We start from the raw sequence: 23,244 nt of genomic DNA, 5'->3' as shown, positions 1-23,244 counted from the left end.
CTTTTTTCTTGATTTTTATTCTCTTTTGGGTTCTCATGAATAATGTAGGCTAACTGTTTTGTTATTATCTATTATTTCCAAACAAGTCTATTATTGAGTATTTAAGCAGAACTTCTCTTGTTGAAGTAAAAAAAGAATACTGTCTACACCCTGCTGTTCGTGAATCTGCTAGATCTGGTCTACTAGAGAATAAAATAGATTGGGAAGCAACAAATCAAAAAGCTGCTGAATTTTGGACGGAAAGTGTTAAGACAGTCGAGACAATTGATGATGCACTCAAAGCGTTTGAAGCATATCATCACTATCGAGCCATAGATGACATAAATTCCGCTTGTGAAACTATCACAAGAGAACGTGAGAACAAGCGGAATCTATTCAAAGAAGAAGATGTATCCAGAGGAGAGCCATTAGGGTTTTCCTTTCTCAGATTAGGATTGCTTGAACCAATAATTTTAGCTAGTCAAGCAATGATGTCAAGAACTAGTCAGCAACTGTCTCTTGCTCAAGCCTGTAATCTTCTTGGCGATCTCCTTTTGTTAACAGGAAAACCCGAAATAGCTGTTCAACACCACGAAAAATCAAGTAATATCTCTGTAAATATATCTACTGAGTATAATGACACTCCAACAATCAATAAAATTCAATCATTACGCTATTCTTCTTTGTTAAATAGAGGATTATGTTACTTATCCTTATGGGAAATAGGTAAAGCTCATAATTTTTTTTTGAATTTGGAGAAGTTATGCAATGAAATGAATCAACAAGAGTTAAGTAATTTGGGCGTACATATATTTCGTGTGAATTCCTGCTTGTCACTCACTTATTCTCTAATAAGTGACAAAAAAAATACACTGCTATCTATCAATCAAGTTTTTGCCAACCAAACTCAACACAGAGCCTATAGTTCTCAAACTAGAGGATATAGTTCGCTCTTTATTGCGCAAGCCTATAAAAATATTGGATACTTGGAGAAATCGGATGAGAGATATCAAGAAGCTCTCAAATACGCAGATGAAAGCAATTGCTCCCAAGTAAAAGCTATAGCTCTTTATGGCGTAGGAGAGTTAGAAAGAATGAATCATAGATACTCTTCTGCATTATCCTACATAAAAATAGCTATAGACATCTTAAAAAAAATCTGGGCTAATCCCGATCGCGCAGAAGCATTTTTTCAGTTTGGGCTAACATATCAGGCAATGGGAGAACATGACCAAGCAGAAGAATACAAAGCAAAAGCACTAGAGCTTTTCGAGCAAATGGAAGCACCAAAACAGATAGAGCGAGTTAACAAAGCCTTTGGAGGAAACTTTCAATGAATACTCAAATAGTTGATGCGATCGCCCAGTTAATTAGATCCCTCCCCGAAGAAGATCGCTCATTACTGAGGGAAAAGCTACTAACTGACCTCTTCATCCCAGTTCTAAACACCCAAACATCCCTATCTCAAAACATACAAGCTGAATTAGAACCTAACTTAAACTTAGCCCATCTATCAACCCTAAGTAATCAGCAAGTAATCGCCCTTACCGAACTTCAGATGGAACCATCTCAAGATCAAAGATTGAGTCAACTATTACAGACCCAACAGGAAAGAATCCTGACCACAGCCGAGCAATCTGAACTAGAAATATTAATGGAAATTTATCAAGCAGGACTACTCCGCAAAGCCCAAGCCCTAAATGAAAGCGTCAAACGCGGACTAAGGCAACCATTAAGCCCATGAGTAGCACTAAAATTTCCGAAGAAACTAGAGCTAGGATTCGGACAGCAGCAAAAGATTTCTGTGGCTATTGTCGTAGTCAGCAAAAATATATTTTGGGAATGCTAGAAATCGATCATATTATCCCCAAAGCCCAAGGTGGCACTGATGAAGAAAAGAACCTATGGCTTGCCTGTCGATTATGTAACAACTTTAAGGGAACTCAAACCCATAGACAAGATCCAGAAACAGGTCGTCAGGTACAACTATTCAACCCGCGCAACCAAAAATGGATCCGACATTTTACTTGGTCTGAAGATGGCACACATATCATTGGGCGTACAGCCTGTGGTCGTGCTACAGTAATCGCTTTACAACTCAACCATCCCTGTGCATTGATGGTCAGACGCGAATGGATTAGCGCTGGTTGGCATCCTCCCAGAGAGACTTAGGCTAAAATCGATCGGTATTACCCCGACACTTAGCGAGATCAAAGAATCTTTTGTAATCGAGGATAGCCATGACTCTTGTAACCATACCAACTTTTACGCTAGAGCCAACCAATCTTAAACGTTGGACAGTACAGGACTACCATCGCATGAGCGAGTTAGGGCTTCTCAACGTTGATGAAAGAACAGAACTGATTGCTGGACAAATTACATTAATGGCTGCAAAAGGAACTCCCCATGTGACCTCGCTATACTTACTGGCAGATGCTCTGCGCGGCGTTACACATCCTGAAAGGGATCGCCTCGGCACTTCTGCTTTAATTCGCACGCAAGACCCAATTCAACTGGATGATTTCTCAGAGCCAGAACCCGATCTAGCGATCGCCCAAGGAACAGTCTTGGACTATGCCGAACAACATCCCCGTCCCGAACAGATTTATCTCGTAGTAGAAGTTGCTGATTCAACGCTAAAATACGATTGCGAGATTAAAGATAAACTCTATGCCCAAAGTGGTATTGCTGACTATTGGGTAGTAGATCTCAAAAATCGCCAACTTCACATCTTCCGTAACCCAACCGCTACAGGCTACACCAACCATCTTATACTGACCGAACCCAACCAAGCTTCGCCCCTAGCATTTCCCGATCTTGCGATCGCCCTCACTTCTATCCTTCCTCCAGTCTAATCACCACAAGTTAATATGCTATAAATCAAGTTGAGAAATATCTTTGAACTGACTTATGATTGCAAATCCACAATTTAGCCACATAACTCCTGAAGAATATCTCGCAATGGAGGAAAAAAGCGATATTAAGCATGAGTATATCGATGGATATGCCTATGCAATGGCTGGTGCAAACGATCCCCACGTTACAATCACCTTGAATATAGCCTCTATAATCCGCAGCCATTTAAGAGGGACTGGCTGCCGAGTTTATATCACTGATATGAAAGCGCAGATAGATTCTTTAAGACGCTTTTACTATCCAGATGTAATGGTGACCTGCGATCCTAGAGATACGCAAACCCCAAATTACAAGAGCTTTCCCAAGCTAATTATCGAAGTTCTATCAAGTTCCACTGAAGCCTTTGACCGTGGTGATAAATTTGCAGATTATCAACAGCTAGAGAGCCTCGAAGAATACGTTCTAGCGAACACCAAACGTCGCCGCCTTGACTGCTTTCAGCGTAATGAAGCAGGACTCTGGGTCTTAAAATCCTATTCCGATATGCACGACAATTTCCAGCTATCGAGCATTAACTTTGAGGGCAAATTTGTCGATCTCTATGAAGACGTTACCTTTTTAGATGAACGCCGATAGCCTTGAAGAATTTGCGATATTTCTAACCCAAATGCTCCAAAACGAAGGCACTGAGAGATTCCCGAAGCGAAGCGATCGCAATTTGGTTAATTACTTCCGCTGCAAAGGCATAGGTGAGTAGACTCGCCGAACTTGCCGCGTCAATACCCCGACTTTGCAGATAGAAAACCTCCTCAGCATCCAATTGGCTGACAGTAGCACCGTGAGCGCATTTGACGTTATCCGCAAAGATTTCCAACTGGGGTTTGGTATCGATTCGGGCTTTGGCAGACAGTAATAGGTTGCGGCTGAGTTGCCGCGAATCAGTTAGTTGCGCAGGTTTTGCCACTTGAATTTTGCCATTAAACACGGCATGACCGCGATCGCCTGCAATGCACTTGTGCAATTGATTGCTCGACCCGTGGGGATAGTCATGGGACATGCTTGAATGCGTATCTGCTAAACGCTGACTATCCATGAAGGCTAGCCCATTTAAATGAGTTTCGGTTTGTTCGCCCATTTGTCTGGCGTATAAGTTATGCCGAGAGAGCTTCGCACCAAGGCTAATCGTGTTACCTTGATAGACACTGTGACGACTCTGCGCGATCGCGGTATTCGCCACCCAAAAGGCTTCATTACCTTCCTGCTGCACTTTTGTGTGATGGACTTGGGCGGATTCAGCCAGCCAAATTTCGGTGACGGTATTGGTAAAGTAGGGCTGCGAATCCATGCCCACATAGGTTTCCACCAGAGTCACCTTGCTATGGGCTTCGGCAACCACCAAGCAACGCGGCTGAGAAATAATTCCACCATCAGCCGAGACAAACAATAGCTGGATGGGAGCTTCTATACTTACACCTTTGGGAATGAGTACGACCGCCACATCTTTCGCCAAACCACTCAGGCAAGCCGTATTCAGCGTAGCGAAAAAGTCTTGGATGTCGGGATGTTTAGCTAGATGCGATCGCAGGATCGGGGCAATATCATCGCCAATTGTTCCCAAGGTTCCTACGACAATGCGGCGAGACGCATCCTGAAAGGAATCGCCGAGATTCTGGATGTGTGAATACTGGGAACTAAATGCGCCATTGATGAAAGTGATTAGATTCTCGGTAGCTTCTGGGATGGATGCTTTTTCGATCGCCTGTGCGATCGCGAGATCTGCCGTCCTATCCGAGGCAGGTCTGGTTAGGGCTAATTTAGCAAGGGCTGAAATGTCAGTAAACTTCCATTCCTCGTCTTTGGTAGTGGGGAAATTGAGCGTCGCGAGATTTGTGCTAACTTCTTGCTGAACTTCGGCTAAGTATTTGTTTGTGAGGGTATCTGGGGCTGAAGTTTCGGGTTTGTATAGCGCTAAAATCTGGTTGGCAAATTTAGAGCGATCGGCGATCGCGGCAAACTGAGAGAGGGGCTGTCCGTTAGAAATTTGATCGGAAACTTGAATTGTCATCTCGCCACCTCAAGTACTTCCTCTTCTTTTAACCAGTCGTAGCCTTTTTCTTCTAGTTCCAAAGCTAATGCCTTGTCACCTGTGAGGATGATGCGACCACCTTCCATGACATGAATAAAATCAGGGATAATGTAGTTAAGTAGGCGTTGATAGTGGGTAATCACGAGAGAGCAGTTTTCCGAATTGGAGAGGTGATTGACACCATTTGCCACAATTCGCAGCGCATCGATATCCAGCCCTGAGTCAGTTTCGTCTAAAATCGCTAGGGTTGGCTCTAAGATTGCCATTTGCAGGATTTCATTTCGCTTCTTTTCGCCACCCGAAAAGCCTTCATTCACACTACGGCTTAAAAACGAGGGATTCATTTCCACAACATGCAACTTCTCTTGAATGAAATCATCGAAGTCAATCAAATCGAGTTCCGCTAAGCCTTTTGACTTTCTAACGCTGTTGTAAGAGAGGCGTAAAAAATCAGAATTGGTGACACCAGGGATTTCTAAAGGATATTGAAAGGCCAAAAATATGCCCGTTCTAGCACGTTCCTCAGGTTCTAATTCCAATAAACTTTTGCCTTTATAGAGAATTTCGCCCCCTGTGACCGTATAGGCAGGATGACCTGCTAGTACTTTGGATAAGGTGCTTTTACCCGAACCGTTTGGCCCCATAATCGCATGGACTTCACCAGCTTTAATCTCTAGATTTAGCCCGTTCAGAATTTGGACTCCATCAACTTCCGCAGTCAAATCCTTGACTGATAAAATTACTTCACTATTTTCGACAATCATTTCTTTTTTCTTAACAGTTAACTTAAATTTGTAATGCTTTTGGAGTAATGGAAGTTCATAGCGATTAGAGAGAACTCTTTAACATTTGCGTAGCCTGTTCGAGGATTTCCTTGATAACGCCACTTCGAGCTTGGCACGAGCAAGTGTGCGATCGTAGGCATTATCCAACACTATTCTCTAATTTCAGTGCCAAGAGCTTATCGGCTTCCACTGCAAATTCCATAGGCAAAGCATTAAAGACTTCTTTACAGAAACCGCTAATAATCATGGAAACCGCATCTTCCATAGAAATACCGCGTTGCTGGAAATAGAACAATTGCTCTTCGCCAATTTTGGAAGTGGAGGCTTCGTGTTCGACCTTCGCTGTATGGTTTTGCACCTGAATGTAAGGGAAGGTATTCGCTTGGGAATCGCTGCCAATTAGCATGGAGTCGCATTGGGAATAGTTTCTCGCACCTGTGGCATTGGGGTTAATCTTAACTAACCCGCGATAACTGTTTTGAGAATTCCCAGCCGAGATTCCCTTGGAGATGATCTTGCTGCGCGTATTCTTGCCCACGTGAATCATTTTTGTGCCCGTGTCGGCTTGTTGCTTGTTATTCGTTAGCGCCACGGAATAGAACTCACCCACGGAGTTATCACCAGCCAACACGCAACTGGGATATTTCCAAGTAATCGCCGAACCAGTTTCTACCTGAGTCCAGGAGATTTTGGAATTTACACCCGCACAAAGACCGCGCTTGGTGACGAAGTTGTAAATGCCACCCTTGCCATTTTTGTCGCCCGCATACCAGTTTTGCACTGTGGAATACTTGATTTCAGCATTATCCAAGGCGACCAATTCCACAACTGCGGCGTGGAGTTGATTCGTATCAAACATCGGTGCGGTGCAACCTTCGAGGTAGCTGACATAGCTGCCTTCTTCGGCAACGATCAGGGTGCGTTCAAACTGACCTGCATCGACGTTGTTAATCCGAAAATAAGTAGACAAGTCCATGGGGCAACGCACGCCCTTAGGGATATAGCAGAAGGAGCCATCGGTAAAGACAGCGGCGTTGAGTGCGGCATAATAGTTATCAGCGATCGGCACGACGCTACCCAGATACTTTTCGATCAGTTCGGGGTAATCGTGCATGGCTTCTGAGATCGAACAGAAAATCACGCCAACCTTTGCCAAGTCTTTTCTAAATGTCGTGGCGATCGAGACGCTATCAAACACGGCATCGACAGCGACGTTCGATAGGCGCTTTTGCTCCGAGATCGGAATCCCTAGCTTTTCAAAGGTTGCCAACAGCTCGGGATCGACCTCTTCGAGGTTATCTAGCTTTTTCTTTGCTTGTTTTGGAGCCGAATAATAGACGATGTCTTGAAAGTCAATTTTTGGATAGCTCACATGCGCCCAGGCTGGCTCTTCCATTTTTAGCCACTGGCGATAGGCTTTGAGTCGAAATTCCAACATAAATTCGGGCTCATTTTTTTTAGCCGAAATCATACGGACGACATCCTCACTGATGCCACGAGGGATTGTGTCCGACTCGATCTGGGTGACGAACCCGTACTTATACGGTTGGTTGACTAACGCCTGAACCGTTGCAGTCATCTCTTTCTAAGGCTCCTAGTGTTTATGTGTGAATCCCTGCACTTAGACTCCTCATTTCTGGGGGGTGGGTTTAGGGGACTAAAACAACTTACTTGTTTCTTAACTACATTTTAGGTTACATTAGCAACATACAAGTTGTCAAAGTCATTTTTGCATCATATCTCGCCCATGAAACCGCCAAGTATTCCTATAGAGCAGGCTTCAACCAAGCAAGATATCTTAGAGCACCTTTTAAGGCAGGGGCAGGCTTCGGCGATCGAACTAGCTGAAAGTCTGGATATTAGTCCGCAGGCGATCCGCCGCCATCTTAAAGATTTAGAAACCGAGGGATTAATTCAACATTCTGCCGAGCATGCTGCGGGGATGGGTAGACCACAACATATTTATCAACTCAGTTCTAAAGGACGCGATCGCTTCCCAGATCGCTATAACCAATTTGCCGTGAGCTTTTTAGATACCCTGATCGAAACCGTAGGTGAAGATCAGGTTGACCAAGTTTTACACAAGCAATGGCAACGCAAGGGAATTGAGTACCGCAACCAATTGGGCAATGGCACGTTACAAGAACGTCTAGAAAAGCTCGTACTGTTGCGCCGCTCGGAAGGTTATGTGGCGGAATGGTATGCCGTGGAGACCAACGGTCAACCTAGCTTTATTTTTACAGAATATAACTGCGCGATCGCCCATGTTGCCGAATCTTTTCCCAGCGTCTGCGGTCATGAGCTAGAGATGTTTGGTGCTGCCCTCAACTGCACGGTCGAACGCACGCATTGGATGGTAGATGGCGAACATCGCTGTGGATATTTAGTTCGAGCCAATAGTTGATCTAGAACTGGTGATTACTGGAACCAGAAATTACTCAGCGAGCGCGATTTGAAAGAGATTCTTTGCCTTGGCTAAAGGTTTGGGAGCAATTCACGAATTGCCCCTTCTTCGCTAGCAACTTACCAATGGAAGTTCCTGTTTGGGCATATCCTCTATTACTTGAACCATCTCCGATTCAAAATTTACTTGGGCGCGGTTGGTCTTGCCGCCCACATAGAGCGTATTCTCAACCTGTAAAGCCCACACTTGTGAATGACTGACATAGCTAGCGATTACACCCAACATCAACAGTCCAAAACCAGTGTAAACGATCGGAATTCCAGGATCGGCTTTGATTTGCAAACCCGTACTTCCCACGACCTCCTTAATCGTCAGGGTAACACCATTCACTTCAGTACTACCATTTAAACGCAAAGTCGAAAGCAGGTTCCCTCTCTCATCATAGATCAGGAATGTCCCTTGTAAGTCTGGCGTAAGTAGGGTCACCCCTGCACTCAGATCGGTCTTTGTGGGAATCCAAGTTCCCCACACTTGCCCCCCATTGGTTTTAGATTTGAGCTTCGTTAGCGGTAACTGTAAGATGGGACTGCGATTGAGCGTAAAGCGAACAGAACTAATATCCCAGTTCGCTTGGTAGAGCGTTACACCCCGATAGCGTAAAGGCTTATTCACATGAATGGTTTGGCGATCGACTTCTTGCCCAGCCAAATCTAGGACGGAGAGATCGGAATAGAACTGATCGATCGCACCACTCGGTCTGTAATCAATCCAAAACCGATTGACCCGCACTGACCAATCTTTAGGAATCTGCGACTTTGACCATGCCCCAGATTCGGTAATATTTTTAATCTGAAACGTCTCCCCACTGGGAACCATTTCTTGCGCCGTAAACCCTGTTAATGCGCCCAAAATTGCCCCAGCCAAAACTAGTAACATGCTGGCATGAACGAAAATTGGTCCCACCTTACCGATTAAACCTTTGCGGGCATAGAGGCGATCGTCAGCTTGAAAAACTTTATAACCTTTTTGGGTAAGGGCTTGAGACAGGTCGTTGAGCGATCGCCCCGTGAGTTCTGTAGCGATCGGTAACTTGGCGAAACTTTGCGGTTTGGTATAGTAAAACCAACGTTTTGCCACCTTAAGCATCGGTAGCTGACGATTAAACGTACAGGCAGCGAGACTGGAACCAAATAGGATCAGGAGCGAGAGGAACCACCAACTGCCATAAACCCGATCTAACCCCACGATTAGGATGACTTGATAGGTCAGAAATCCAAATAAGGCAGGATGGTCGGGATAATTGAGTTTATAAAATTCCTGAGATTGTCCCTGCTCGATCACCGTACCCGTAATGCTAAAAAGGGCAATCAACAGCAAGAGCGCGATCGCTAGCTTCAGATTTGCCAGCATCGGAATGAGTTCGTGTCGCCAAAGTCGTTTAATCGTCTGCAAAGCGTTCGTCATAAATCAAGCTAAAAGCCATTAGCATGTAGCCACGAGCCTTTAGTTCCTATAGGTATAAAAGTTTAGTCGTCAAAGTTAAATCCTGTCATAGATTCTAACTTTTCAACCTATGCTTTTGCAGCGATCGCCATGCTCCTCCCCATTCAAAAACCGCGACTTAGTTCTTTTGGGTCGATGCCAACTTACCGAGCCGCGTGCAAGGCCTTAATTTCTTTAAGAATAACCATTAATCCTTTATTTTGGTGCTCGATCAGTTGTTGAATTCGGTCGAGACGCTGTTCCAAAGAGGCTACAACTGCATCTTGCTTGTCAACGCGATCGCTTAAAGCATTAATTCTGGCAACCACCTCACGCTGCACCAAGTTCTCGATCCCCTGAACCAAAAGAGTTTCAGTCGAGGTCAACTTAGCCATTACCGTTTGCAGGGTAGGCTCCTCACCACCTTTAGTGACATCTCTTTCTTTAAGAGGCGGTGGCGGTAGAGGCGCGGAAAAACTAACCACTGGCTGGATGACTTGAGCGGCACTTTGGGGAGTTGATTCGCTGAGCAGACTTTGAATGCGAGAGACCAATACTTCCGCTTCAAAGGGTTTTTCTAGAAACTCAAAACCAACAAATGGCTCGGGCACATGCTCTGCGACCTGCTCTTTTAGCCCTGAAATCATGATCACGGGCGTATCTTGTAACCCCTCTACCCGTCGAATTGCTTGTAATGTCTGATACCCGTTGTATTTGGGCATGACAAAATCAAGCAAAATTAAGTCCGGGAAAATTCGTCTTGCGGCATCAAGACCTGTCTTGCCATCGTTGGCTTCCAGCACTTCGTATTTATCCGCAAGTATGCTTTTAACCATTTTGCGGATCATGATGCTGTCATCAATCACCAGAATTTTTTGTGCAGTCATCGAGAGTGAGTCCGCTTGATACTGATCCTGTGCGAGACCATAATATTACACCATGAAACTTAATGTGATAGAAACTTTTGCGGTAACTTATCAGTCAAAATACATGGTTTCTACTGGATTCTGTCAGATCGATTAAGAAGTTTTAAGATTCCATGAAAAAATTTTTGCCCTATTCTTGGCAGCCCTTTTTATACATAGGATACATAGGCGTACTAGGGCTAAGTATCTTATGTGGTTATCTGATGGCTCAGCAAAATCCTCTTGGGATCGATCGGAACGATCGATCTGCTAAATCATTTCAACCAGAAATCCCCACCACCAAACCTCAACATCTTTTAAGCCTCACTGGAAAAACACTAGCCAAAGCCACAAATATTTCTCCTGCCCAGCCCGACTCGATTGTCTCGCATCTACCGAAACCAGATTTGCCAAAATTAGATACTAAGACGATCCCAATTCAGATTTTTTATGCCAATAGTCAATGCGATCGCTTGGTTGAGGCGATCGAGCAAATTCCTAGTTCTGCATCGGAGCAAGAGACAGCAACTAGAACCTTAAGAAGTTTGCTTGAGCATCAAAGAATTTATGGGTTCAAAGTCAGTGGCTATAAAGTCGCTCTAGAAAATGGCGTTGCGACTGTGGATATTACCCTCGATCCCAGTTCGCAACGGCGCATGACCTCTTTATCTAGCTGCGAACAATTTGCCCTGTTTGCTTCGATCAAAACAACCTTGATGCAAAATCAGGCTTTAACGGTGAATGAAGTCAGATTTACTGAGGCAGGTCGTGAGATCTATTTATAGGATTGAAAGCCTATAGGATTGAAAGCCTATAGGATTGAAAGCCTATAGGATTGAAAGCCTATAGGATTGAAAGCAAAAAGATTTAAGAATCTAGCAAAAACAAGCAATTTAGCCATTGCGATCGCCGATCTAATTGGTGATGATTGCATTGGTCTCATTCTGGTTTATGATTGCAGCGAAATCCATAAAGTCATCCGTAAAGTTAAGTGATAATTGCTACGATGACTAGTCAATTTTCGTAGCAACAGTGTATTGTTAAAATCACATCATCTGCTTATATTTAGGAGTTAATTTATGGGTATATCAGAGTCTCAGGTTTTAACAGCTCTAGTTGTTGCCTTGTTTCCCGCAGTCCTAGCCCTCTTGCTAGGTAGTGCTCTGTACAATACTTAAGTCATCATATCTAACTTTATTTAGCTAGAGGTCATTAGATGGTTGCCAGAAGAGGCGCATCCCATTTTCCATCGTCGCAGGAACCTAAGCGTCCCCTGCAACGAAAGCCTGCTCCTAGTCAGCAAGGTAAGGAAACTTCGCGGAATGGTGGTTCATCTGGTAACCAATCTAATCCTCAAGCTAGTCAGGCTTCGACACAAGCTAGTAACCAAGGTAGCCAGAGATCCCAGCCTAGTCAGCCTATCTCTACAAATTCTCAATCTTTGGCACAATCGGCTCAGGCAAATTCAGTTATATCTTTTTCTGGTTATCGTGAAGCCAGTTATAGTCAAGCTGCCGAAGCAAAGTTTAAGCGCCAGCGAGCACAGCAAAATAAGACAAGAGGGATAGAAGCTGTCGTCGTAATTGCTGTCAATATATTTTTATCCGCAGCCGCAGTAATTGCTTTAACGAAGTTGCTGCCCTATCAGTCAGTACAGAAAGAGAGATTAGATACAATCTCTGCTGAGGTTGAAAGCGCTGAGCAACGGGTAAATGCCCTACGGGCTAAGTTACCCCAGACCTTTGATTCGGGTAAATCGCAAGAAGTCTTTTTAAGAAAGCAGGGCTGGATCAAGCCAAATCAAATGACAATCAAGTTGGTTGAACCCGGAGATATTGCGACACCTAATGGTGAATATCTTCCTTCTACCAGTACGGCGCAAAAGCCAAGTACAAAAACTTCTCCCGCTACTCCGTCCATTCCATAGCTTTAGTCATCTATAGCTCTAGTCATCCATAGTTTTAGGCAGAATTATAAAAGGCAATGAGAAATTTGCTTTTTCGCGATCTTACCTACAGCGATCGCGACACTCTATGGCAGATGCTGATGTATGCTGCTCACGAACAGACGCTCGAAGCCGTCAAGAGCCAAGCTTTGCTGGTTAGGTATGTAGAAAATTGGGGTCGAGCAGGCGATCTTGGCATGGTGGCAGTTGAGCCTCACAGCGATCGCGCCCTTGGGGCAGCATGGCTGCGCTTATGGACACCCTCTGAAAGGGGATTTGGATTTGTGCGCGACACCACCCCTGAGTTAGCGATGGCAGTTGCACCCGAATATCGCGGCAAGGGGATTGGCACGCAACTCTTGGATCTCGTATTAGAGACTGCAAAGATAAGATATTCTGAGGTCTCGCTCAGCGTTCGTGCTGAAAATCCAGTCTTGGGACTTTACGATCGGGTAGGGTTTACAAAAGTTGCAGGCAGTGAAGTTAGGAACCGCGTGGGTGGGATTTCCCTCACCATGGTGAAAAAACTTTAGGAATTTTGCCATGATTCCATAGCAGTTTTTGAGCCAATTTACCATGAAGCTGGGTCGCAGGTCGCATTAGGTTTTGGATTCCTGTCTGTGGTGCTTTTGAAGCTAATTTGTTGCAAATTAATTTCCAATTCCCAGCGAATTGCCATACAGGTTAAGCTTATGGAGTGATCCTAATAGCCATTGGCAAAGCAGATTATGGGTGCAAGCAACAAGCCACTTCGACAGACTCGCCCTTTTGATGCATTGAGGCGATCGCTCGAATCGATACCATTACCCCAAGCAGAAGAGTCAATTCCCCTGAGGGTATTGGTACAGTTGCTCGTGTTTGTGGGCATCGCTGCGGTCGATGTTGTCGCTAGTACGGAAAATAGCATTTGGGCAATTCCACTCAGTGCGATCGGGGCAGTGTGGGGATGGCATGCCAGACACAAGCGTAATGTGGCAGTTAAGTTTTTTATCGCGATCGCCATGATTGTGATGCTGGTCGTATTTTTGGGCGATCTGGTCAGGCAAGCTGAGGAAACTCGATTACTTTTAGCAAGGTTATTAATTCAGCTACAGGTGTTGCATAGTTTTGACCTACCAAGACGCAAAGATTTGGGCTATTCGGTCGTGATTGGCTTAATTTTATTGGGTCTAGCTGGCACGCTCAGCCAAACCATGATTTTTGCGGTGTGGTTGATGCTGTTTCTCGTAATTGTTTTGCCCGTACTGGTGTTAGATCATCGCTCGCGACTGGGCATCAAAACCCGCAGTTTTAAACTCACCAAAATCGGAATCTCACCCTTACCCATGCTCGGTTTACTAACCGTTGTATTGGTCTTGGGTTTAACAATTTTTGCCCTATTGCCGCGCTTGCCAGGGTTTCAGTTACGTAACTTTCCCGTCAGCGTCAACCTGAATGTGCAACGTCAGATTCCCGCAGGTGGAATTGTTACCGCAGGTCGCAGCAATCAACAACGGCAAGGTGCAGGGGGAACAAATGGTACGGGAGGAGATGGTACCGGGGGACAAGCTGGTGGAGGTGTGGAACTGCTGCCACCCATTTTTTCCACCGAAATTGATTCGACGAAATCAACTCAGATTAAACCAGAGCTGGTGATGCGGGTGCGATCGCAAGCGGAGCTATTTTGGCGGGTGTTGGCTTACGACCAATTTACGGGCAAGGGCTGGAAAATTTCTCGCAATGACAAGAGTCAAATCCGCACGCTCAAACGTTCCTATTGGAACTATGAGTTTTTTATCCCTGCATTTACGGGCTTTTCGGTCAATGCCAATTCCACGCAAGAGGTGGTTCAAACCTACACCATTGCAACTGAAAATTTCCCTAACCTCGTGCCTGCGGCAGCAACCCCTACAAGGTTATTTTTCCCAAGTGAAGAGATGGACTTGGATAACGAGGGAAGTTTACGCGCACCGGGACAATTGCCGAATAACCTCACCTATACGGTGATTTCATCTGTCCCTTATCGCGATCGCACGGCTTTGATCAAAGCTCCCCAAGAATACCCAAGGCCAATTCGTAAGTACTATTTGGAAATTCCTAGTACGATCTCCCCCAAGGTAAAGGAAGCTGCTGCAGAAATCTTGGCAAATGCAAAAGGTGTTGTGAATGGAAAGCCCTTAACCTTCGATAATCCCTATGATAAGGCTTTGTATTTAACTCAGATTGTCAAGCAAAAATATCGTTTAAAAGAATTTACATTCAATCCTGATGGCAGTGATGTGGTTTCGCAGTTTATCGCTCAAGGCGGTGGAGAACCTACGCATTTTGTTTCGACCTTAACGATCATGCTGCGATCGCTAGGAATTCCAGCCCGTTATGCGGTAGGTTTTGCCCCCGGTAAGTTCAATCCATTTACGGGACTCTATGAAGTCCAAAATACCGACGCTCAGTCTGTTGTGGAAGTGTTTTTCCCGAATCACGGTTGGCTCGCCTTTGACCCCGTTCCGGGAAACCCCCTATTCCCTCCTTCGGTTGAGAACGATCGCACGTTTAGCGCCTTGCAGAGTTTTTGGAATTGGATTGCTAGTTTCTTGCCACCGCCAATTGTGGGCTTTTTTGCCGTCCTGTTTAACTCCATTGGTAAGTTCATCAGCGAATCCTTTACCTGGTTGGTGAATAGCCTTGGGGCATTGGGATGGGTGGGTATTGTTGTCGGGGTGATTATCCTCTTTTTGTTTGGGCTGCTGCTCTGGGCGCTCTGGCAAGCCGTAATTTGGACGGGCGATCGCCGCCGTTTCCAAAAACTCGATCCCGTTCAAAGAATTTATTACTTGATGCTGCAATGGCTTGCCGAGCAGGGCTTACCCAAAGCTCCCCATCAAACGCCCCAAGAATATGTGGCACAGGTCAATAGCCAAGTTAGCCCCCAAAAAGCCGAAGCGATCGCTGCAATCACACAGTCCTATCAAGACTGGCGATATGGCGATCGCCCGGCAAATCTGGCTCAGCTAAAATCCTTGCTGCGAAAGCTACGTAGTCTGCCTAAGCGTTCTTAAATAAAAATGGTATTCCCTCTGTAAGGGTAATCCCCCTGTAGGATTTAGGGCAACCACGGGGGGATTGCCCCTACAGGATGGGATAGATTCTCTTCGCTAATTTAACGAAACCAATAAACTGGCAGGTTTACTGAGTTCCCCTTCTAAATGAAGGCGTTGATTGGCGTGAAGGTGGCGCACAATGCGATAGAGAACTTCAATCTCGCTAGTAGCGGCGATCTTTTCGGCAATTTGCTCTAGAGAGAGCTTACCTCCTTCGGCTTTGAGTAATTCCATTAACCTTGTCTGCAAGGCCAGAACCTTAGCCGCCGCTTTTTTGCCAGCTTCCACACCAGGTTGGTGATAAGCATTAACATTGACAAAAGAAGCATAGAAGCTTACCGTACGCTCGTAGAGAGCGATTAAAGCCCCAACATTCAGGGCAGAGACTGTGGGAATTGTAACTGTGATGGAATCCCTGCCATTTTCGTAGAGCGCTTGGCGCGTGCCTTGCAACAAACCCGACAGATAATCTCCACTGGTGATGCCTACTTCCACTTCGGGATGGGGTTTGTCGCTATCATGCAAAACCTCGATAAAGGTGGCAAAGAAATTCGCTACCCCTTCCCTGAGTTGTTGCACGTAAGCATGTTGATCGGTGGAACCTTTATTCCCATAAACCGCAATGCCCTGATAGACCGTGTTGCCAGCTAGGTCTTTCTCTTTGCCTAGAGATTCCATGATCAACTGTTGCAAGTAACGGCTGAATAGCAATAGGCGATCCTTATAGGGAAGTACCACCATGTCTTTCTCCCCTTTGCCATTGCCTGAGAAATACCATGCGATCGCCAGCAAAGCCGCAGGATTTTGTTTGAGATTCTCCACTCGGGTGGCTGCATCCATGATCTTTGCCCCTTGCAGCATGGCACGAATATCAACTCCTTGCAGAGCCGCAGGCAGCAAGCCCACTGCCGAGAGTTCCGAAGTCCTTCCTCCGACCCAATCCCACATCGGAAACACATCTAGCCAACCAGACTGCTTCGCGAGTTTCTCTAAGCTACTATCTTTACCTGTAACCGCAACCGCATACTTAGAAAAGTCTAAACCTGCCTGTTCGTAGGCATATTGCACTTCCTTCGCACCATTCGCAGCCTCAGGGGTTCCACCTGATTTAGAAATCACGATCGCCAGTGTCGTTGCCAAGCGATCGCCTAGTTGCGCTAACACCAAATCGATTCCATCTGGATCGGTATTGTCAATAAAACTAATTTGCAAAGGCGGCTCTGCGGTAGCCAAACACTGCGCGACAAATTGAGGACCTAAAGCCGAGCCACCAATCCCAATGGAAAGAATATTTGTAAATTTGGCAGCATTGGGCGGATGCACTGCTCCCGTATGGACATCTCGTACAAAAGCTTCGATACGATCTACCGTAGTTACAATATCTTGACGTAAATCGACCGTTGGCGCTAGCTCAGGCGCACGCAACCAATAATGCCCCACCATGCGTTGCTCATCAGGATTGGCGATCGCGCCAGATTCCAATGCCTTCATGTCGGCAAAAGCCTGCTTGAGCTTTGGCTCCATCGCGCTAACAAAGTCTGGCGTAAATCGCATCCGACTAATATCAACGTACAAGCCGAGTTCAGCGTGATAGTACAGCCAATCTTGGTAACGTTGCCACAACTCCGTAGCCAAATCCATAAACACCTCAAAGTAACAAAACCTTTGCTTAAATCAGCTTAAATCAACATCCTCCACAAGACATTAAGCCGATGTTAAGAAGTGATCTGGGATTGTCATACTTTGTAGAACAAAATGCTAAGGTGAATTTATAGACCAGTTAGCCACAGTAGATCCCCCAGAGTTTGAGGTTCAAAAAGGGGAATTGCAATCTGTCAAAACGTTGATTGGTATCATCTCAACATTGAGGTAAATTTATGAAACTTGTAATTCAAGGCAAGAACATTGAAGTCACTGATGCTATCCGCGAGTATGTCAGTCAAAAAATTGACAAAGCCGTTAGCCATTTTCAATCACTGACAACTGAAGTCGATGTGCATTTATCAGTTGCACGCAACCCTCGCATTACCTCAAGACAAGCGGCTGAAGTCACGATCTATGCCAATGGAGCCGTGATTCGGGCTGAAGAAAAGAGCGAAAACCTCTATGCCAGTATCGATCTGGTTGCAGATAAGATCGCCCGCAAGTTGCGAAAATTTAAAGAGCGGAAGTCGAGCAAGAGTGCTGCCAAAACTGCAGTTGCAGTGCTAGAACAACCACCTTTGCCCCTTCCTAACGACAACCGCGTACCTGAGCTGCCTGCTCAAGTCGTGCGAAACAAGTATTTTACGATGCCACCTATGAGCGTCGAGGAAGCTGTCGAGCAGCTAGAGCTTGTCGATCATGATTTTTACGTGTTCCGTAACACTGATTCGGGGGAAATTAATGTGGTTTACGAACGCAATCATGGCGGCTATGGGGTGATTCAACCTCATGCTGTGAACGGTCATAAGAAACATTAGTTACGATCTAAGACGCGCTGAACCTCACCATCGTTGTTTTGTGAAATAGTTTTAAAAGAAGGGGCGATTTGCTCCTTCTTTCTTTTTTTGCGGACAGATGTTAGCGTTCTACCCGCTAGAATTACTTAGTGCGATCGCGTACTATAGAAATCCTAATTTCATCCATAGGAATTCTTTACAGATAGGGTGTTTTGTCTGACTGACTTATGGTCAGTCTACGCACAGCCAAGATCGCTATCCCCAGAATTTACATATCTGATTTAGGATTGCTATAGGGACTCAGTACAACCAAAGAAATCTATGACAGTCAAGCACGGCGAAGAGGCAATCTTAGAAACCAGCCTCACAACTTTTCCCAATCCTCGGATTGGCAGAAACTACAACGTTCAAATTACCCTGCCCGAATTTACCTGCAAATGTCCTTTTTCGGGCTATCCAGATTTTGGCACGATCTACATCGACTATGTTCCCGATCGCTTGCTGGTCGAGCTAAAAGCGATTAAGTTGTACATTAACAGCTACCGCGATCGCTACATTTCCCACGAAGAATCGGTTAACCAGATTCTCGACGATTTTATTGCTGCCTGCGATCCTAGCCATGTGAATATCAAAGGGGACTTTAACCCACGCGGGAACGTGCATACCGTTGTCGAAATTAACTATGATAAGCCTGTTAGTCTGTCTTAACGTAAAAAATAGGTAAAATGAACCCTGTATGTAGCCAAGTGGTTGCCTAATGCCTAACACTGAACCCAAAGACCGTCCTGTCAAAAAGAAAAAAGCCAAAAAAGGATTTAGACTAAGCTACAGCTTTGTTTTGCTGATCTTGATGGTGATTGTCGGTACGATTACAGGTTTGTTCGCGTTTAAATTTGGTCAAAAGGCTCTGGAAGGGGTTAATCCCTCACCAACAGGTGTGAAGTTGCCCAAACTAACCCCTAAATCAAGCCCAAGCCCAAGCCCGAGTGGTACGCCCAAAAAGACGGATGCGACTTCGTTTCTGTTAGATGAAAACGAGGTAATTGTTGCTTCACAAATGTTATTTAACGAACAGTTGGGCGGTTTAACTCGCAAGCCAAGATTTCCGCGATCGCTGATTCAAAAGCCCCAAGTAACGCAGGTGACTAGGCTGGCATCTATTCGCGATCGCTTGGGACTGCCAAGATATCGCGAATTAGGGACTTTTGCGCTTTTAAAAGAGTCTGACCTATCTAGTGCGATGGGTCGAAGCGATCGCGATTCTAGTCAGAGCAGTTTTACGTCCCCAACAACGCAAACCACGGCGATTGTCGAACCCGATTCGCCATCCGTTGCACTCTTTACCCCACCAAAAACAAACCGCCAAACCATTGAATCTCTCTACAGTCCAGTAGATCCCATGCCGACTGAGCGGTTCCCTACCTTGCCCTCTATGCCATCGCTTCAAGGCGATAATAGTCGCCAAGAGCAGTTAAACGATCTATCGGGCTACCCCGAACGGGCGCTACATTTAAGACCGCGCGATCTATCTCGATAGGGGCATGTCTGCTATGGCAGATTGGGTTTCAAGAAATAGCAAATTCCGCGTCCTTCCGATGCACTCCAACTTTTAGCTCAACCCATGAATCCTGAAAATGTCCATAGACTTCTTAAGGTTTTCATCTTTCCAGTTTTGCGGATTGCAGCGTTGGTGTATCTCGGACTCTTGGCAGCGCTCTATTTCGGGCAAGCCAAAATGGTGTTTATGCCCCGTAGCGAGCTAACCGCTACACCCAAAGATCTGGGCTTAGCCTTTGAGCAGGTGCGACTGAGCACACAGGATAATTTGGGATTGTCGGCTTGGTTTGTCCCTGCTACTGAGAAAAACCCTGTGGGCAAGGCTGTGATTTTGTTTTGTCATGGCAATGCTGGCAATATCGGCGATCGCTCCCCCTATTTACCCATATTTCATAGTTTAGGGCTGTCAACCTTGCTATTTGACTATCAGGGCTATGGCAGCAGCGAAGGTTCTCCCACCGAAGCAGGAACCTACGCGGATGTGGAAGCAGCATGGCAATATCTCACCCAAGTCCGTAAGATTCCAGCCAGCAAGATCGTAATCTATGGCGAGTCCTTAGGCGGAGGCGTAGCATCCCATATGGCGGAAAACCAGCGATCGGGAGGCTTGGTTTTGGCATCGACCTTCACCTCAATCACCGACAGAGCCGCAGAGCTTTATCCGTTTTTGCCGATTCGCCTAATTTCTAAATTTTCTTATAACACCATCGATCGCTTACCCAACATCAAGAGCCCTGTTTTGGTAATTCACAGCCCAGAGGATGAAATCATTTCGTTTCATCATGGCGAAGCCCTCTTTAAAGCGGCGCGTGACCCTAAAATGTTTGTCAAGATTAAAGGCAATCACAATGAAGGCTATTTTGAGACTCAAGAAATTTATAGTGCGGGACTAGAAAAGTTTGTAAAGCAATATATCTCTTAAGATAATGAAATAGTGAGAGCATATTTTTGGGATAAATAATTTCGTGCTATTAGGATTCGATCCCGGCAAAAGTAAATGTGGCTTGGCAGTGATGGGGTTAGACCGCAAGTTGCATTTTCAAGCAGTTGTGAAAAGCGAAAGCGCGATCGCTCAAGTGCAAACCCTGTTAGGGGAATATTCGATTTCCTTGATGGTGATTGGCGATCAGACTGCCTCAAAACAGTGGAAGGCAGACTTATCGTCAAAATTTCCCGATCTGCGAATTATTTCGGTGGACGAACGCTATAGCAGCGAAGAGGCACGCAAACGTTATTGGGAAATTTATCCCGCGCAGGGCTTGTTAAAGTTGTTGCCCAAGGGGATGCGATCGCCGCCGCGATCGATTGATGACATTGTGGCAATAATTTTAATCGAACGATATCTCAATCGGCTCGTGAGCTAAAAATATTTGGCGATCGCCAAGTTGAGATGGAGATAGGGACGCACTAACGCATGCTGAAAAATTTTCAAGGGTTAACATCGCTTTTCCATCACCACCGATTGCCAAGATTGCCAGAATTTAGGCTGGCAGGATATCGGTCAGCAATTGTTGGGAATGTCATCGTCTTGGGGCTGCTCTATGGAGTCAGGCAACTGGGGGGACTGCAACAGTTAGAGCTAATGGTCTTTGACCAGATGATGCGATCGCGTCCAGATCGGGGAATTGACCCCAGAATATTAGTGGTAGGCATTACCGAAAGCGACATCAAGGCGCAAAAATGGCCGCTATCGGAACGTATTGTCGCGCAAACGTTGGCAGAGCTAAATCGTCACCAACCCGCCGCTATCGCAGTCGATCTAAACCTTCAACGCAACATTCCCCAAGAGCCTGGCTATAGCGAACTGATTGCCCAGCTACGACAGCCCAATGTAATTGCGGCAATGAGCAATGGGAGCAGTCAGAACGATCGCATCGAGCCTCCAATCGAACTGCCAAAAAATCAAGTAGGTCTAGTCGATTTACCCGCCGACCCCGATGGGTTCATGCGACGAGCGCTGTTATTTACCAATCGCGCTTCTTTTTCTATTCAGCTACTCAATGCCTATGTGCGAGCTGGATGTCCCAGCGATCGCCCGCAGCGTCAGGACTTTTGTCGAAATCTCAAACCCTCGTTTAATTCCCAAAAAGAATACGAACTGGGAGGTGTAGTATTTCCACTGCTAAGGTCAGACTCTGGGGCTTATCAGAACATCAATAGTGGTGGCTACCAAATCCTGATTAACTATCGCGGTTCGTCCCAAGCATTGCAGCGAGTCACGCTTACGCAAGTGCTGCAAAAAGAAGTGAATCCCGATTGGATTAGGGGCAAGATTGTGCTAATTGGCGTGAGTGCGCCCAGCCTCAAGGATGTGTTCTTAACGCCTTACAGCGTAACGGATAAGGGCACGGTGAGAATATCGGGAGTAGAGGTGCAAGCTCAGATTACCAGTCAGTTACTGGGTGTGGTACTGGATGGCGATCGCCTGTTTTGGTTTTGGGCCGAGTGGCAAGAGGTTTTATGGATGCTAGGCTGGGCGATCGCAGGCATAGGCTTGGCTTGGCTTATCCGCAAACCGCTTGTTTTAATTGCGAGCGAACTTTTCCTGCTATCGCTCTTGGTGGGAACTAGTTATATTTTGTATTTACAACAGGGTTGGATTCCAGTGGTGGCTCCTGCTCTAGCATTTGTGCTGACGAGCGTGACAACACTGATCGATCGCCAGTATCAATCTCAGCAGCAGCAAAAAACGATCATGCGGCTTTTGGGTCAACAAACTTCGCCAGAGATTGCGAATGCGCTTTGGCAGGGACGCGATCGGCTCTTGCAAGATGGCAGATTGCCTTGGCAAAATGTGACAGCAACGATTCTATTTACGGATATCAGGAACTTCAGCACGACGGTGGAAGGAGAATCACCCGAGCAGGTGATGGGCTGGCTGAATGAATATCTGACGGCAATGGCAGATGTGGTGCAGTCCCATCAAGGTGTGGTGAATAAGTTTATTGGGGATAGCGTGATGGCGGTGTTTGGCGTGCCGATTCCTCGCCAAATGGAATTAGAGATTGCTGCGGATGCGCGACTGGCAGTGGCAAGTGCCTTAGCGATGCGGTCTGTTCTAGTAGACCTAAATCAGCGCTTTGAGCAACAAGGATTGCCAAAAATTCAGATGCGGGTGGGAATCTTTACAGGTGCGGTGATGGTAGGCAGTCTGGGTGGGAAGAGTCGTGTGGAATATTGCGTGATTGGTGACAGCGTAAATATTGCCTCGCGGTTGGAGTCCTGCGAGAAGGAGCGTCAGATCGATGACTGCCGCATTCTGATCGCGAAAGAGACGCTGGATTATCTGCAAGATCTCTATGAAGTGGAAAGTTGGGGAGCTTTGCTACTTAAGGGGAAGGCACAAACGGTGGAGGTTTACCGCGTAGTTAGGCAAGTTTAACCTCTCCCTCCTTGTCTCCGAGAGGTAGAAGGCGTGATTTGATTCACAATCTTTTGCCAAAAAAATCACAGCGACTGAATCAAATTCCGATTACTTTATTGGTAATTGCTCAACCTAGAAGGAATCAGGGTTTCAGCCTATAAATTGTCTCAAAAACTAGCTAAATGACACCATTCTCATTTGTCAAACGATAATTTGCTGATATATAGATAAAATAGAGGTAAAATCGACTTTTTGACAGTCATTTTTTGTTGATTTTACTAAGTTGAGCAATTACCTTTATTGATTATGTTGAGGGCACCTCTAAAAATCAGTCAGAGACGAAAAACGAAAATAAAAAGAGAG

Annotated in this window: 24 protein-coding genes; 18 read left to right on the top strand and 6 right to left on the bottom strand. The window is 45.7% G+C overall.

The features are described 5' to 3' along the window. Nucleotides 1–434 precede the first annotated feature (434 nt). The 5 genes from V2H45_RS18035 (at nucleotide 435) to V2H45_RS18015 (ending at nucleotide 3,471) form a co-directional block, all read left to right on the top strand. The gene (locus V2H45_RS18035) at nucleotides 435–1,316 is read left to right on the top strand and encodes a tetratricopeptide repeat protein (RefSeq protein WP_330485060.1); all 882 of its coding nucleotides are present in this window, start codon (nucleotides 435–437) and stop codon (nucleotides 1,314–1,316) included. Further along, complete coding sequence (locus V2H45_RS18030) at nucleotides 1,313–1,723, top strand: hypothetical protein (RefSeq protein ID WP_330485059.1); 411 nt, start codon at nucleotides 1,313–1,315, stop codon at nucleotides 1,721–1,723. Before V2H45_RS18035 ends, V2H45_RS18030 begins: the two co-directional genes overlap by 4 nt. Next, entirely contained in the window at nucleotides 1,720–2,151 is a 432-nt protein-coding gene (locus V2H45_RS18025; protein ID WP_330485058.1) for an HNH endonuclease, read from the top strand. Before V2H45_RS18030 ends, V2H45_RS18025 begins: the two co-directional genes overlap by 4 nt. A gap of 68 nt (nucleotides 2,152–2,219) precedes the next feature. Continuing rightward, nucleotides 2,220–2,834 carry a Uma2 family endonuclease gene (locus V2H45_RS18020; protein ID WP_330485057.1) on the top strand — a complete coding sequence of 205 codons (615 nt, stop codon included), beginning with the start codon at nucleotides 2,220–2,222 and terminating at the stop codon, nucleotides 2,832–2,834. 55 nt (nucleotides 2,835–2,889) lie between these two features. Beyond that, nucleotides 2,890–3,471 (top strand): Uma2 family endonuclease, encoded by a 582-nt coding sequence (locus V2H45_RS18015; RefSeq protein WP_330485056.1) that lies wholly within the window; start codon nucleotides 2,890–2,892, stop codon nucleotides 3,469–3,471. A gap of 22 nt (nucleotides 3,472–3,493) precedes the next feature. Here the strand turns inward: V2H45_RS18015 and sufD are convergent, their stop codons facing one another. From sufD to sufB, 3 genes are all read right to left on the bottom strand, one after another. Beyond that, nucleotides 3,494–4,900: a Fe-S cluster assembly protein SufD gene (gene sufD / locus V2H45_RS18010; RefSeq protein ID WP_330485055.1), complete on the bottom strand. Its 1,407-nt coding sequence runs from the start codon at nucleotides 4,898–4,900 to the stop codon at nucleotides 3,494–3,496. Then, nucleotides 4,897–5,685, bottom strand: a complete 789-nt coding sequence (sufC, locus tag V2H45_RS18005; protein ID WP_330485054.1) for a Fe-S cluster assembly ATPase SufC — start codon at nucleotides 5,683–5,685, stop codon at nucleotides 4,897–4,899. The genes sufD and sufC overlap by 4 nt, the downstream gene beginning before the upstream one ends. A gap of 160 nt (nucleotides 5,686–5,845) precedes the next feature. Beyond that, complete coding sequence (gene sufB / locus V2H45_RS18000; RefSeq protein WP_330485053.1) at nucleotides 5,846–7,285, bottom strand: Fe-S cluster assembly protein SufB; 1,440 nt, start codon at nucleotides 7,283–7,285, stop codon at nucleotides 5,846–5,848. Between the two features lie 168 nt (nucleotides 7,286–7,453). Here sufB and sufR point away from each other — a divergent pair, with 168 nt between their 5' ends. Next, nucleotides 7,454–8,110: an iron-sulfur cluster biosynthesis transcriptional regulator SufR gene (sufR, locus tag V2H45_RS17995; RefSeq protein WP_330485052.1), complete on the top strand. Its 657-nt coding sequence runs from the start codon at nucleotides 7,454–7,456 to the stop codon at nucleotides 8,108–8,110. Between the two features lie 111 nt (nucleotides 8,111–8,221). On the opposite strand, the gene V2H45_RS17990 is transcribed toward sufR, so the two are convergent. After that, complete coding sequence (locus V2H45_RS17990) at nucleotides 8,222–9,574, bottom strand: cytochrome c biogenesis protein (protein ID WP_330485051.1); 1,353 nt, start codon at nucleotides 9,572–9,574, stop codon at nucleotides 8,222–8,224. Between the two features lie 182 nt (nucleotides 9,575–9,756). After that, complete coding sequence (locus V2H45_RS17985) at nucleotides 9,757–10,479, bottom strand: response regulator (protein ID WP_330485050.1); 723 nt, start codon at nucleotides 10,477–10,479, stop codon at nucleotides 9,757–9,759. 242 nt (nucleotides 10,480–10,721) lie between these two features. Between V2H45_RS17985 and V2H45_RS17980 the strand changes: the two genes are divergently transcribed. The 6 genes from V2H45_RS17980 to V2H45_RS17955 all read left to right on the top strand — a co-directional run bounded on the left by V2H45_RS17980 (nucleotide 10,722) and on the right by V2H45_RS17955 (nucleotide 15,477). Next, entirely contained in the window at nucleotides 10,722–11,282 is a 561-nt protein-coding gene (locus V2H45_RS17980) for a hypothetical protein (RefSeq protein WP_330485049.1), read from the top strand. 66 nt (nucleotides 11,283–11,348) lie between these two features. Further along, nucleotides 11,349–11,492, top strand: coding sequence for a hypothetical protein (locus V2H45_RS17975; RefSeq protein WP_330485048.1), 144 nt, complete (start codon nucleotides 11,349–11,351; stop codon nucleotides 11,490–11,492). Nucleotides 11,493–11,576: 84 nt separating this feature from the next. Then, nucleotides 11,577–11,675, top strand: a complete 99-nt coding sequence (psaM, locus tag V2H45_RS17970; RefSeq protein ID WP_330485047.1) for a photosystem I reaction center subunit XII — start codon at nucleotides 11,577–11,579, stop codon at nucleotides 11,673–11,675. A 38-nt stretch (nucleotides 11,676–11,713) separates the two neighbouring features. Continuing rightward, the gene (locus V2H45_RS17965; protein ID WP_330485046.1) at nucleotides 11,714–12,424 is read left to right on the top strand and encodes a slr1601 family putative cell division protein; all 711 of its coding nucleotides are present in this window, start codon (nucleotides 11,714–11,716) and stop codon (nucleotides 12,422–12,424) included. 56 nt (nucleotides 12,425–12,480) lie between these two features. After that, nucleotides 12,481–12,975 (top strand): GNAT family N-acetyltransferase, encoded by a 495-nt coding sequence (locus V2H45_RS17960; protein ID WP_330485045.1) that lies wholly within the window; start codon nucleotides 12,481–12,483, stop codon nucleotides 12,973–12,975. 180 nt (nucleotides 12,976–13,155) lie between these two features. Next, nucleotides 13,156–15,477 carry a transglutaminase TgpA family protein gene (locus tag V2H45_RS17955; protein WP_330485044.1) on the top strand — a complete coding sequence of 774 codons (2,322 nt, stop codon included), beginning with the start codon at nucleotides 13,156–13,158 and terminating at the stop codon, nucleotides 15,475–15,477. Between the two features lie 96 nt (nucleotides 15,478–15,573). Here V2H45_RS17955 and V2H45_RS17950 read toward each other — a convergent pair whose 3' ends face one another. Next, on the bottom strand, nucleotides 15,574–17,160 hold the full coding sequence (locus tag V2H45_RS17950; RefSeq protein ID WP_330485043.1) for a glucose-6-phosphate isomerase: 1,587 nt from the start codon (nucleotides 17,158–17,160) through the stop codon (nucleotides 15,574–15,576). Between the two features lie 236 nt (nucleotides 17,161–17,396). Here V2H45_RS17950 and hpf point away from each other — a divergent pair, with 236 nt between their 5' ends. The 6 genes from hpf to V2H45_RS17920 all read left to right on the top strand — a co-directional run bounded on the left by hpf (nucleotide 17,397) and on the right by V2H45_RS17920 (nucleotide 22,899). After that, nucleotides 17,397–17,981, top strand: a complete 585-nt coding sequence (hpf, locus tag V2H45_RS17945) for a ribosome hibernation-promoting factor, HPF/YfiA family (RefSeq protein ID WP_330485042.1) — start codon at nucleotides 17,397–17,399, stop codon at nucleotides 17,979–17,981. Nucleotides 17,982–18,281: 300 nt separating this feature from the next. Continuing rightward, the gene (gene queF / locus V2H45_RS17940; RefSeq protein ID WP_330485041.1) at nucleotides 18,282–18,668 is read left to right on the top strand and encodes a preQ(1) synthase; all 387 of its coding nucleotides are present in this window, start codon (nucleotides 18,282–18,284) and stop codon (nucleotides 18,666–18,668) included. Between the two features lie 49 nt (nucleotides 18,669–18,717). Beyond that, the gene (locus tag V2H45_RS17935; RefSeq protein WP_330485040.1) at nucleotides 18,718–19,497 is read left to right on the top strand and encodes a hypothetical protein; all 780 of its coding nucleotides are present in this window, start codon (nucleotides 18,718–18,720) and stop codon (nucleotides 19,495–19,497) included. A gap of 84 nt (nucleotides 19,498–19,581) precedes the next feature. Then, complete coding sequence (locus tag V2H45_RS17930; protein ID WP_330485039.1) at nucleotides 19,582–20,439, top strand: alpha/beta hydrolase; 858 nt, start codon at nucleotides 19,582–19,584, stop codon at nucleotides 20,437–20,439. 43 nt (nucleotides 20,440–20,482) lie between these two features. Next, complete coding sequence (gene ruvX, locus V2H45_RS17925; RefSeq protein WP_330485038.1) at nucleotides 20,483–20,881, top strand: Holliday junction resolvase RuvX; 399 nt, start codon at nucleotides 20,483–20,485, stop codon at nucleotides 20,879–20,881. A 50-nt stretch (nucleotides 20,882–20,931) separates the two neighbouring features. Next, nucleotides 20,932–22,899, top strand: a complete 1,968-nt coding sequence (locus V2H45_RS17920) for a CHASE2 domain-containing protein (RefSeq protein WP_330485037.1) — start codon at nucleotides 20,932–20,934, stop codon at nucleotides 22,897–22,899. The last annotated feature ends 345 nt before the right edge of the window (nucleotides 22,900–23,244 follow it).

This window comes from Tumidithrix elongata BACA0141 (assembly GCF_036349135.1).
In the GTDB taxonomy this organism is placed as follows: Bacteria; Cyanobacteriota; Cyanobacteriia; order Pseudanabaenales; family Pseudanabaenaceae; genus Tumidithrix; species Tumidithrix elongata.
Note: the sequence above shows the minus strand (reverse complement) of the source record. Positions and strands in the feature narration are given on the sequence as shown.